Origin of the sequence: Candidatus Rickettsiella viridis (genome assembly GCF_003966755.1) — a bacterium.
Lineage (GTDB): Bacteria > Pseudomonadota > Gammaproteobacteria > Diplorickettsiales > Diplorickettsiaceae > Rickettsiella_B > Rickettsiella_B viridis.
The window spans coordinates 667,399-679,744 of the sequence record NZ_AP018005.1 but is presented as its reverse complement, the minus strand read 5'-3'; the positions used below and the strand labels follow the sequence as shown (position 1 = coordinate 679,744).

Below are 12,346 nucleotides of genomic sequence, written 5' to 3'. Positions count from 1 at the left end.
TCTTCTTAGCGTGATGGCTTATTGAGCAGCTTTAGCAGCAGCAGCGGCAGCATCTGCAGCGGATTTAGCGGCAGCAGCGGCAGCATCCTTGTCAGTCGCTGGTGTTGCTGGCATCACTGGTGTTGCTGGCGTTGTTACACCAGCCGCTGGCTGCGTTGTATCCGTTGTCGCAGAAGGGGGTGTTTGTGTTGGCTCCGCCGTTGTTGGGTTAACGGGTACAGTCCCATTAACCGGCGCTGGATTCGTTATTTGGTCTTGGATAGGCAATGCTGTATCCATTTGATCGCCTTGCTTATCAGAAGACTGGTGACCACAACCGGCTAAGGCTACTGTCAACAGCATTGAAACCCATAACTTCTTATACATAAGCAAAATTCCCCATCTAAGTAGTGCATAATAGCGTTAAGAAAAAGCTTGTCAGTAGACGACCCTCTTTCCAAACGATGTCATACTCATGACAGGACTCGGAAAAAGGCTTAAGTCTCAGGACTGATATAAAACCACCCCCTGACAAAACCCTAAAACCTCATAGTGAGGCCAGAGTAAGCATAGCAAAATTTTCAGTAAAACAAAATCTCCCCTTTTGCTACACCCAAACCCTGCAGTGCGCCTCGTTTAGACCCCTTTAAGCTGGTTGCTAAGCTACTAAATACTGTTATAATGCCCCTAGATTTAGTTTTTTGTAAGCCAATATGGGACTACCCGCTGTGGGCTTACTTAATTAAGAGAGGCAAAGCGAACGATAAAAATCAACGCTTTGTAAGCCTAAACTAAAGCAAAAGGCTTTAGTTTTTTATTGAAATTTAGGTGGGGGGACACCCATAAAAAACCCCAAAATTATTAAAGAATTGATTTGGCTTCTAAGTTTGTAGTCACTATTCTCCGCTGCGGTTTTTTTAGAACATGGTTGATACCCCTGCTTTTTAAAGCACACGATAACGGTATTGACCTTATACAATAGATTGTATCGTTCAGCAAAACCTAAGCGTTGAGAACACATTAGAGACAAACTGATAACGTGTTGAAAACAGAATTTTAAAACCGATGCTACCCGTCGATAAAAGACAAAATAACTTATGCAAATGCAAAGAATAACGTTAACCCACTGTAAATCTATGTGGGTTAAGCGGCCATTATTTCAAACTGCACTCGTTTTAGTTTTAATTTGTTTTAATTGTATATTCGCACGTTGACAAAGAATACAAGCTTAGTTGAACCTTTTATCCCTATAGGATTCAACGATGCGTAGTGAAAAAAATCGAATATTAATTAATGCCACTCAAGCAGGAGAAATCCGAGTGGCCTTGTTAGAAGAAAATAAACTTTCCGACTTAGATATTGAATATACTGGCCAAGAGCAAAAAAAATCCAATATCTACAAAGGAAAAATTAGTCGTATTGAGCCCAGCTTAGAGGCTGCCTTCATCGACTATGGCGCTGATCGCCATGGTTTTCTCCCCTTCAAAGAAATTGCCCCCTCCTACTTTAAATCAAAAAATAATGATCAAGCGATTAAAAGTTCGCTGAAAGTAGGTCAGGAAATGATGGTACAAATAGAAAAAGAGGAGCGTGGTAATAAAGGCGCTGCCTTGACAACCTACATCACATTACCTGGTAGCTACTTAGTATTGATGCCGAATAATCCGGGTGCCGGCGGTATTTCTCGTCGTATCGAAGGTGAAGAACGACGCACTATGCAGGACTTATTAAGTCAATTGGCTGTTCCTGATGAAATGGGACTCATTCTACGCACAGCCGGTGTAGGACGCGATCTAACCGAACTACAAAATGATTTTGGTTTATTGCTTAAACAATGGGAAGCCATACAAAATGCATTTCATGAGCGTTCGGCGCCTTTTTTAATTTTTCAAGAAGGCGATCTGATTACCCGTTCTATACGTGATTATCTGCGACGTGATATTGATGAAATCATTATCGATGACAAAAAAATCTATGAAAAAATAAGACAATACATCGAGCAAATCCGCCCTGACTTTTTATCGCGTATTACACTTTATCAAAATCCAACACCACTTTTTCTACAGTTTAATATAGAAGAAGCGGCTGAATCGGCCTTTCAACGTGAAATACGTTTAGCTTCTGGCGGCACTATTGTGATTGATCGCGCTGAAGCGTTAGTCGCTATCGATATTAACTCTGGTCGTTCTACCAAAAATGGCGATATCGAAGAAACCGCCATCAAAACTAATTTAGAAGCCGCTAAAGAAATTGCGCATCAATTACGTGTACGTGATTTAGGCGGATTAATTGTTATCGATTTCATCGATATGAATTCTGAAGATAACAAACGCAAAGTTGAAAACTGTTTGCGTGAAGCCACTAAAAAAGATCGCGCACGTATTCAGATAGGACGTATTTCAGCGTTTGGATTATTAGAAATGTCTCGCCAACGTTTACGTCACTCCTTAGGCAAAGCAAATGAAACACTTTGTTCGCATTGTAGCGGACAAGGGACTGTACGAAGCGTTGAGTCATTAGCCTTATCGCTGATTCGCTTAATTGAAAAAGAAGCCTTAAAGAAATCAACACAACAAGTACGAGTAGAATTGCCGGTTGATATGGCTACCTATCTCATCAATGAGAAACGAGCTGCCATCAATCAAATCGAACAACGTTATCAAATCACGTTGCTTCTTATTCCTAATCCTTATTGGCAATCGCCTCAATACAAAATCAATACATTAACCAAAAATACAGGCGATAAAGACAGCGACAGCAGTCATTCAACCAGTTACGAGTTACTAGAAAATAGGACACGTACTGATGTTTCGATGCCGTATGCTTCACCGGCTACTCGTCAGCCTGAAGTACCCGCTGTAAAATCGATTGTTCTACCTCACAACAAAAACAAATCTAAAACGCAATTGGGTCTATTAAGTCGTCTACTTTCCATGCTCGGCGATTTAACTAAGCCTAAAAAAACCGCACCAGTGGTTACCGCTCAGCCCGCTAAAAAAGCAGAACATCATACAACAAGGCCACATCAGGAACGACGTTACGGAAAAACAAATAGAAATAATAATAACAACCGAAATCGTCCTAGAAGAGAACGTGGACAAGGTAATCGTTACCCAACAGCCAATCCATCCACGCGATATGAACAGCAAACACAAACCAAGCTTTCTGCTATAGAAAGAAACGAAAGAAATGCTCAACCTAAAAAAAACTCACCTGAGCGCCGCATGCTTCCTATTGAGGAAACTCAAACCGTAACAAAACAACAGCTGACCACGCCATCGCCATCGGCGCCTAGAAAGCCGATTGAAGCAGTAGAAAAACCAAATATTGCTGCTGTTCCTCAAGTAGTACCCACACAAACACAGGCTATAGCTACCCATCCAAAACCAGTGAATCCTACTACAGGTGAAAAAACAGAAAATAAAACGCCTGTTAATACCGCGCTGCGATCACATAGACGAAATCCGCGACGTTATGGCGGAGAACCTAAATTACGCCACCGTAACTATGCGTTTGAAGATCAATCTTCTGATAAACATAAATAGCTAATCTTCTAAGAAATTACCGTCATTGCGAACACCGCAGGTGTGAAGCAATCTAGAAAAATATGCCACTGGTTTGCCACGCACTTCGCTGTCATTGCGAGCGGAAGCGTGGCAATGGCAAGATGATTAGCCATTCTAATTTAAATTATTATTTAAAAAGTGCTAACATTTATCATCTAAAAAAATGGACGATAAAATCAGCAATGCCGCATTATAAAAATCTAAATAATTTTATAAAAAATAACCAAAAAAATACCTTATTCTCTTCGCATGCTACGCATTTTGTAAAAAAAATTAAACACTCAAAAATCAAAAGCAGCTGGGTTCTTAAAGAAATCCTACCTCCCACTAGAAATCCTACGACAGAAATATTAAAAAGAGCGGAATCTGAAGCGATAGAAGAAACGGTTGCTCAAGAATTTTTTCGTCTACTCTACCCCGCCTCACCTAAAACACGTTGGGCAAAAGAAACACGCCAAGGCCCTGATCGCTATTGCGTGCTATCAAAAGAAGTAGAAGGCTTTGATTCCTCTTTTTTATCCAATCCTAATCTTTATAATGCCATTGAAGATGGCTCTATGAGAGGCTTTTCGACAGTGTTGCTTATTGCATTACTTCTTAGAGAAGCTGATTTAAATAATAATAATATTGCTATCGACGCAAAAGGTAATATTGTAAAAATTGATGGCGGCTTATGCTTTGCTCATCTTAAAGAAAACCATTTTGCATTATTTAATATTAAAAAAATAAATTTTACACACGCCGATATCGAATCCCTACCCGGACTATGTACCTATAGACCTTTCAATTGGGTTGATTTAACGATGTGGAAAAAGGGAAAGAGTACTCAAGAAAACCCAAGTACTGCGCTACACCCACCGAAAAAAGCTCCACCGCGCTTCAAACAGGAACTATACAAAACCATCACACTTATTTGCTTGTTACCTCACGATCTTATCTATTCTTTCACGGCGGTCTATAGTCCGGATCCAAAAAAAGCGCAAAGCTTAGCGATTGACATTATTAAACAAATAAAAAAACTTGAAAATATCGCGGCTCAAATGCCCGATTTTTTAGAGTATAGAACCAGTATAAAAGCAGAACAGGATATAATTGATTACACACTCTATTTAAAGACCTTCAATACGATGGGTAAATCCAATCTATTGGATAAAACTAAGCATACAAGTCATATTGATGTTTTAGACATTATCTTTACCCGATCTATAAAAAACTATCTACCGATTAAAAATCTTTACCATCAACTGGAGCACATCCAGAATCTATCTAATCCAAATGTCAACGCGCTCATTGAGCCATTAAAAAATGAAATCGCCGTCTGTCTCACCTGTCCTTCGTACTTAAATCGTCAGATAGTTTATAAAATGCTCTGCGATACTAGAGATAAAATGTTAAGCCTTAATTCAGCAAAAAGAACTCTAACTACTTTTTCTATCAATTCACTGATCCATCATCTCAAGCATTTAGAAAATATAACCTGTACATCTAGAAATAGAAGCCATGCTATAGCCGAAGATAGCTCACCTACAGGGGCAAAAAAGAGAAAAACAATCAATTTTTCTGATAGCATCAATACGGCGAATGATAGCCAAGAAAATTTACCCCTATTAAAAAAACATTTAATTAATTAGATAAGCAATAAAAAATTTACTTCTTTGATTTTTTCTTAGCTTGTCTTGCCTGGGCATAAGCAATAGCGATCGCCTGCTTTTGCGGTTTACCCGCTTTAATTTCGCGTTTAATATTCTCTGCAAAGCCTTTTTTAGTGGCTGCTTTTTTACCTTTAATGAGAGGCATCCCTATAAGCTCCTTTGACTAAATTATTCATAAACATTTAGTCAATAAATGCAACTGGTGTTGTCCCTAGATTTCTAAATGTAGCAATACAAGTTCTTTCTTACCTTCACAAGAATAAACTTGTATTAGCTTGTTGACCTAATGCTTGCTGATCCAAAAACTTCAACTCTCTCAAACAATCCGATCATTTTGTCAACTTAAATGAAGACGCCCCGCCCTAACGGAACCATGAACCTCATCCTCTGTAGTACACGCTGCTGTCCCAGCTGGAGCAGAAGTAAGATTAGATGTAAAAAACCCATGCCCATCTTTTTCTCCTTTAAGTGCTTTCTTGCGTTTTCGTTCACTATATCTACTAAAAATATCGACCAAACGGAATAACGAAATACTCGGATTAAGATAATAAACAGTACCAAACCCAACAAAGCGACTATGCTTTGCCATAGACAACAAAGTACAATTAACACACATTGAATAGTCTCTCGTGGTCGTTCTAAAAAAACGCTATCCTGTAAGGGCATGCATGTGAGTTAGTTGTTTTTCTAAAAATGGTTTTAGTGCATGAATTTTGACAAAGGGCATGGCTTTTGCCTCTTCTTTTAATCGAGGCACCATCGATTCGTGACAAAAATACCAAACTTCTTGTAGGGTAAATTGGGTCGCATAAGTTTTTAATATGTCGTCTAAACGTTGTCTGCTTTTAGAGGAAAGCTCTACTTCAATAGCAGCCTGTTTTCCATCGGCAAACACTAATATCCCATCTGGTAAATGGCCTTCTTTGCCCACGCCTAATTTATACTTTTCATGTTTTAATTTTCGTTCGCTAATCCACGATGATTGTAAATAAAGAAAAGCTAATCGTTCTTTATGTTTCTCGAAAGCGGAGCTTAAACACACCTTCCAAACATGTATTTCTGAACGAGAAATACATAACTGCCGAGGTGGCTTTTTCCATAGAAATTCATCCCTCTTCATAGAGTTGATTATTGAGAATCAATTCCCTTTTTTACTGCCTCTTTAGTAGCCTCTGCGACTTGGAGTAACGTTTGATAAAGCATTTCGGGCTTTTCAGACGATTCTGCTCGTAATGCCGTTCCTATATCTTGGCAAACTTGTTCCAAGCGACTCGCTCCACAATAACTTGCTCCACCCTTCCATTTATGCGCTAGGTTTTTAATCGCTGGCCAATCACTATTCTTATGGTACTGTTTAATCTCTTCTAACTCTTTACTCAGCTCACTTGCCAGTAAATCTAAACAATCTTTAACAGTTTCTTTCTTACCTAAAGTTTCAATCGCTTTTTTAATATCTAAAATAGGAAGATCCTGAATAGGAGCAGATTTTACAGACTCAGCGGGTTCATTATGAATAGCTGTTTGTGACTGTTGATGTGAAATAAAAGCTAATATCTCAGAGGCTTTTTTCAGTGTTAGTGGTTTATTGAATACCGCATTCATTCCATTTTCAAGGCAAAGCTACTTCTTTTCAGCTTCAACATGTGCTGTTAACCCAATAATCGGCACTGAAGGGTTGGGTTGCTTTTTCTTTAATCGAATACGTTGTGTTACGTCACAACCGTCTCCATCGGGCAATCCCATATCCATTAAAACAAGATCATAATGATTTTTTTCTATTTTTTCTAAAGCTGTTTTTCCATCAGGAGCAACATCTGTCTGGCAATCAAGTTTTGATAGCATATTGTGTGCTACATTGGCTGCTATCGTATTGTCTTCAACAATTAAAACGCGATTTCTATGAGAAGAAATAGCTGCTGCAGGAGTTAAAAGTTCATTAACCACGCTAGCCACGCTTATTTTCGGTAAAACAACGTTCCCTTTTAACTCTTCTACATTGGATTTATCCATTAATAATGGTTTTTGCAAAGGAATCAAACAAATAAATGTCGTACCCTTTCCTAGATCACTCTCAATATGAATTTCACCATGTAAGTCTTCGATAAATTGTTTAACCGTTGAAAGTCCTAAGCCCGTACCTGGAATACCCTGATAAGAAGGCATCAAGCGAGTAAAGCGTTTATAAACCTCACCATGTTTATCTTTAGGAATACCCATGCCTGTATCACTGACACGTAATTCAACAATGGCTTCACGTTTTTTATCTTCTATTAAACGCGCGCTGATGTTAATCGAACCTTTAGCGGTGTATTTTAAGGCATTAGTCAGTAACTCTAATATAATCTTTTGTATACGGACAGAATCGCCAAGCAAATAGGTCGGAATTGTCTGATCATAGTCTAAATTTAATTCTAAGCCTTTTACCAAGGCTTGCGATTTATTTAGACGTACAATTTGATCTAACGCTTCTTTTAAGTCAAATTTATGTTTCAAAACGGGAATTTCGCCTGTTTCCGCCTTAATATTTTCCAAAATTTTATCCAAAAATTCCAATAAGGCATCGCTCGATTGCACAAGCTCATCAACATATTTAGTCACTTTCTTTGGAATATCTGATTCCATTTGAATCAGATGTGCATTACCAACAATACCGCTTATGGGTGTCCGGATGTCATGACGCATGTTTTCCAGAAATTCTGTTTTGGCTTGACTAGCTATTTCTGCTTTTTCTTTGGCTAAAATAAGTGCTTGAGCATCCTTTTTCTTTTGAGTTATATCTACAGAAATTCCAATAACCCCTATAACCTCTTTACCTTTATCATCAAAGATCGGTTCTCGACTAGACATATAGTAAATTGGATTACCTTTCTCATCATATAAAGGTGGCTCTTCAATATTTAATTTTGGCACTCCTGTTTCCATCACTTCTCTATCATCCCGTTCAAAGGATTCCGCTTGGCCTTCTGTCCAACCTGCCAATTCGCCCATTTTTTTATAAGTGATCCCAATAAATTCATCGAGTGTTTTTAAACCTAATAATTTCAAAATATTATTATTACAGCCTTGTGTAATACAATTGCGATCAAGCCAATAAACATTGTTGGGCATGCAGCCAATTATTTTTTGATAATAATGGTGGATTTTTTCTGGGGTATCTAACTTTGAATCCAGTGAAAGAATATTGTTTTCATTGGTGAAAATTTTTTTCTTTTTCGTCATTGTCTATATCCAAATTGACAGGCTAGGAATTATCCTTTTTCAACAAGGCAAGCCTGAAACCCTCTGCTAATAAAGGACGAAGGCCATGCTAGTATTTCTCCCTTTATGATGCAAGCCCCTTATGGTACAGGGGCTAAGATATCATGAGAAATTGATCTTAGACTCACCATAAAAGGCGTAATTTATTTCAAAAAAATATGTTATTATTTTTGAAAATAATAATAATTTTAAGGCAAAAAATAATGTTTGTTGCATATACGAAAAATTCATCTACTTATAATCTCAGATCACGTTCTAAGGTTGATTTGAAACAAAATAATCCTCCTGTGGTTGAATTATCCATGAGATATATGACAGAGAAAGATTTAGAAATGGTAATGGGTTGGTGCAAAGAAGAAAAATGGAATATTGGAAAGTATGATGCCTCCTTTTACCACAAACTTGATCCTAAAGGCCATTTTCTTCTCCTGGAAAATGGCCAGCCTGTCGGTGCCATATCAATAATTAGATATAGTTCTCAGTTATTTACTATTGGACCCTTTATTGTAAAAAAAGAATATCGTAACAAAGGATATGGAGCAGAAATATGGCAATATGCAATGAGAGTTTTAGAAAAAAATCCTGACGCCACGGCTTACTTACATGCTGTTCCCCCACAAATACCACGCTATGCACGCTCTGGATTCAAAGAAAGCTTTCATATTCAGCGCTGGCAAAAAACTTCTACAGAAAATAGTGTTGCTAATAAAGATGCGATAAACGAAGGGATAAAAAATCTCAATACGGTTTCTTCTGAATCTATTATTGAATATGACCAAAGCATCTTTTCCGTATCAAGAAAGAAATTATTAACCGAATTCATGCAATGCCAACATGTGGCGGGGTTTGCATCAACGGACGATAGCGGGAAAGTAACAGGCCTTGGAATTATTCGCCCTTGTATAGAGGGGTTTAGAGTCGGCCCTCTGTACGCCGACCATATAGAGAATGCACAAAAATTATTCCGAGTCTTACTCGGTGCTGTAAATAATTCCACTGTATTTCTCGATGCACCTTCTCATAACCCTTATATTGAATCCTTTACTCAGCATTTTAATTTAAATCGAGTTCCTGAAGCGGACACGGTTGCTATGTTTAAAGGTGATGTACCGCCGTCTTTGCTTGAAAATAAACATAAAAACTATGCCATTTGCTCTCTTGAAATTGGTTAACTTAATATCACCTATTTTTTACAATGCAACAAAATAAAAAAAATAACACTTGCCTTATGCAGCTTGGCCAAGGTAGCAGTTTTCCTTACAAGCAAAATACCTCAGTCAATGAACTCCTCGAAACCCATGTTAAAACCACACCACATGCTGTGGCTGTACGTTTTAATCATCAATTTCTGAGCTACTACCAATTAAATTGCAAAGTTAATCAACTAGCCAATTATCTAATAAAAAAAGGACTCAGCAAAGGTCAAAAAGTCGCAATCCATTTTATGCCAAGCTTAGAGATGATTATCAGCATCCTAGCTATCCTCAAAACAGGAAATTGCTATATTCCTCTTGATATTAATTATCCCATTAACCGTCTAAATTTCATGCTCAAGGACTGCTCTGTTGCCTATTTACTAACCCAATCAGCACTGGTAGCAAATTTTAAAAATACGCCGGTTAAACACATCATCATTGACGAAAGCATGGAAGAAATTAATACACAAGCAAATCACTTTATTTCAATTAACGATCCTAATGAACTAGCTTATATTATTTATACATCAGGCAGTACAGGGGTACCTAATGGCGTTAAAATTCACCATAGAGCCATCAATAATCATATGTCATGGATGCAACATAAATTTCAGCTTACATCTAAAGATAAAATCTTACTAAAAACCCCTTTATCCTTTGACCCCTCTGTATGGGAAATATTTTTACCTTTTTATGTAGGTTGTGAATTAATTATCGCTCCTTTTGGATCTAATATTGATCCTAATTTATTGGTTAAAACCCTAATCCAAAATAAAGTAACCACACTGCAAGTAGTGCCTAGTTTCTTGAAAGAGTTACTTAAATTAGAACAGTTCGCTAGTTGTCATTCATTACGTCATGTATTTTGTGGGGGAGAGAGTCTACCCACGACAACAAAAAAACTTTTTTTTGAGCGTTTACACTGCCCATTACATAATCTTTATGGCCCGACGGAAGCTACGATTGATATCACATCCTATACTGTAACCGATACTGAATTTGATTTAACCACTAATATTATTGGCAAACCTATTTATAATACGAGTCTATACGTTATAAATACTGATAATGACCTTGTTGATGTAGGTGAAGAAGGTGAGCTTTACATTGCTAGTGACAGCCTCTCTTTAGGGTACCATAATCGCGATCAGCTAACTCAAGAAAGGTTTATCGACAACCCATTTGAACCAATAAAGTACCCGAAAATGTATAAAACGGGTGACATTGTACGTTGGTTAGCTCAAGGGGATTTGGAATATTTAGGGCGCAATAATGAGCAATTAAAAATTAATGGGGTAAGGATTGAACCTAATGAATTAATATCCGTTATCCTAAAGCAACCTTCTATTTCTGAGGCAATTGTTACTAAAAAAACAGATACTCATGGTTATGATAACCTCATCTGTTATCTCGTTCCTAAAGAAAACCAGAAATTAGACATCACACCAATCAAGTTGGCTTTGCAAAACATATTCCCGCATTATATGCTGCCAAAAGCTTATATTAAGATTACCGAAATACCACTGACACTTAATGGTAAAGTTGATACATCGTCACTCCCTGAACCAGATTTTAATAGTGATTTAAACGTTATTAATGTAGCTATTTCTACTAAAGAAGAAAAGCAATTACTTATCCTCTGGCAAGAGACTTTAGGAACAGCGCTGGTAAATCTCGAAGATAATTTTTTCGAGTGCGGAGGCAGCTCACTGCTTGCTCTGAAGCTACTATCTAAAATAAAAGAACAATTAGGGGTCGAGCTCTCAATAAAAGATATTTTTACCTACCCAAGTTTAAAACAACAAGCCCATCTTATTCAGTCCTTATGTAACAAGAATCCCAAGACTAAACCTTCTTCTAGTTCCCTTATTACTTTACAACCACAGGGTAACCAACCACCTCTTTTCTTAATCCACCCTATAGGCGGAACTATTTTCTGGTATTATTCATTAGCTAAATTATTAAAAAAAGACCGTCCCATCTATGCTTTTCAAGACCCTAGTATCGAGCTAGAAAAGCCAGTTTTTGAAAGCATTGAAGAAATCGCAAGCTTCTATTTAGAACAAATAAAACAAATACAACCTAATGGAAAATATCTAATAGGCGGTGCCTCTTTTGGCACAACCATTGCAGTAGAGATAGCCCATATACTCCATCAAGCAGGGGAAGAAGTTACGGCAATTGTTAGTTTAGATGGATGGGGTGTCTATCCTACCACCTTAAATGATGTTCAGTATTTTAAAAAATCAATGGAAAGGCAACATCAGATGTTGGAAACAGAGTTAAAAAAACTACAATTAACACAGCCTAAAAAATTATTGAGTATTCAATCGCAACGACTGGGACTATTATGGAAATATCAGGTAAAACGAATTACATGCCCTATGGCACTTTTTAAATCAAGTGAAATTTTACCTATCTTTAGGCCAATGGATGCGCCGATGAATCATTGGGAGAATTTCTGCGATAACAAAATAAACTCTTATTTAGTACCAGGCAATCATGAAACCATGTTTCAAAAGCCACATGTTGAAACTTTAGCTAATCTAATGGATGGCTATTTTGATGCCATGAAATAAAATCTCATCCTTACTAAAGGTTGATTGTTAATCATGAGAATGATTCATAAAAAAATAATTTGTATAGGGAAAGTTCAGTAAAATTTTAACTTTCCCTGTGTTTATATTATTGTCTC

Annotated in this window: 10 protein-coding genes; 4 read left to right on the top strand and 6 right to left on the bottom strand. The window is 37.4% G+C overall.

Annotated elements, in window-relative coordinates:
* Positions 1-18: 18 nt before the first annotated feature.
* Positions 19-366, bottom strand: coding sequence for a RodZ family helix-turn-helix domain-containing protein (locus tag DMP02_RS03135; RefSeq protein WP_126322628.1), 348 nt, complete (start codon positions 364-366; stop codon positions 19-21).
* Between the two features lie 875 nt (positions 367-1,241).
* On the opposite strand from DMP02_RS03135, the gene DMP02_RS03130 reads away from it, so the two are divergent.
* The gene (locus DMP02_RS03130) at positions 1,242-3,524 is read left to right on the top strand and encodes an Rne/Rng family ribonuclease (RefSeq protein WP_126322627.1); all 2,283 of its coding nucleotides are present in this window, start codon (positions 1,242-1,244) and stop codon (positions 3,522-3,524) included.
* 122 nt (positions 3,525-3,646) lie between these two features.
* Positions 3,647-5,176, top strand: a complete 1,530-nt coding sequence (locus DMP02_RS03125; protein ID WP_126322626.1) for a hypothetical protein — start codon at positions 3,647-3,649, stop codon at positions 5,174-5,176.
* A 16-nt stretch (positions 5,177-5,192) separates the two neighbouring features.
* On the opposite strand, the gene DMP02_RS07210 is transcribed toward DMP02_RS03125, so the two are convergent.
* The 5 genes from DMP02_RS07210 to DMP02_RS03105 form a co-directional block, all read right to left on the bottom strand.
* Positions 5,193-5,342, bottom strand: a complete 150-nt coding sequence (locus DMP02_RS07210) for a hypothetical protein (protein WP_172593971.1) — start codon at positions 5,340-5,342, stop codon at positions 5,193-5,195.
* A 192-nt stretch (positions 5,343-5,534) separates the two neighbouring features.
* Entirely contained in the window at positions 5,535-5,813 is a 279-nt protein-coding gene (locus DMP02_RS03120; RefSeq protein WP_145985127.1) for a hypothetical protein, read from the bottom strand.
* Between the two features lie 33 nt (positions 5,814-5,846).
* Positions 5,847-6,317 (bottom strand): hypothetical protein, encoded by a 471-nt coding sequence (locus tag DMP02_RS03115; RefSeq protein ID WP_126322624.1) that lies wholly within the window; start codon positions 6,315-6,317, stop codon positions 5,847-5,849.
* A gap of 8 nt (positions 6,318-6,325) precedes the next feature.
* Complete coding sequence (locus DMP02_RS03110; protein ID WP_126322623.1) at positions 6,326-6,799, bottom strand: Hpt domain-containing protein; 474 nt, start codon at positions 6,797-6,799, stop codon at positions 6,326-6,328.
* A gap of 18 nt (positions 6,800-6,817) precedes the next feature.
* On the bottom strand, positions 6,818-8,416 hold the full coding sequence (locus DMP02_RS03105; protein WP_126322622.1) for an ATP-binding response regulator: 1,599 nt from the start codon (positions 8,414-8,416) through the stop codon (positions 6,818-6,820).
* Between the two features lie 242 nt (positions 8,417-8,658).
* On the opposite strand from DMP02_RS03105, the gene DMP02_RS03100 reads away from it, so the two are divergent.
* Both DMP02_RS03100 and DMP02_RS03095 read left to right on the top strand, forming a co-directional pair.
* Positions 8,659-9,627 carry a GNAT family N-acetyltransferase gene (locus tag DMP02_RS03100; protein ID WP_172593970.1) on the top strand — a complete coding sequence of 323 codons (969 nt, stop codon included), beginning with the start codon at positions 8,659-8,661 and terminating at the stop codon, positions 9,625-9,627.
* Positions 9,628-9,650: 23 nt separating this feature from the next.
* On the top strand, positions 9,651-12,230 hold the full coding sequence (locus DMP02_RS03095; RefSeq protein ID WP_126322620.1) for an amino acid adenylation domain-containing protein: 2,580 nt from the start codon (positions 9,651-9,653) through the stop codon (positions 12,228-12,230).
* The last annotated feature ends 116 nt before the right edge of the window (positions 12,231-12,346 follow it).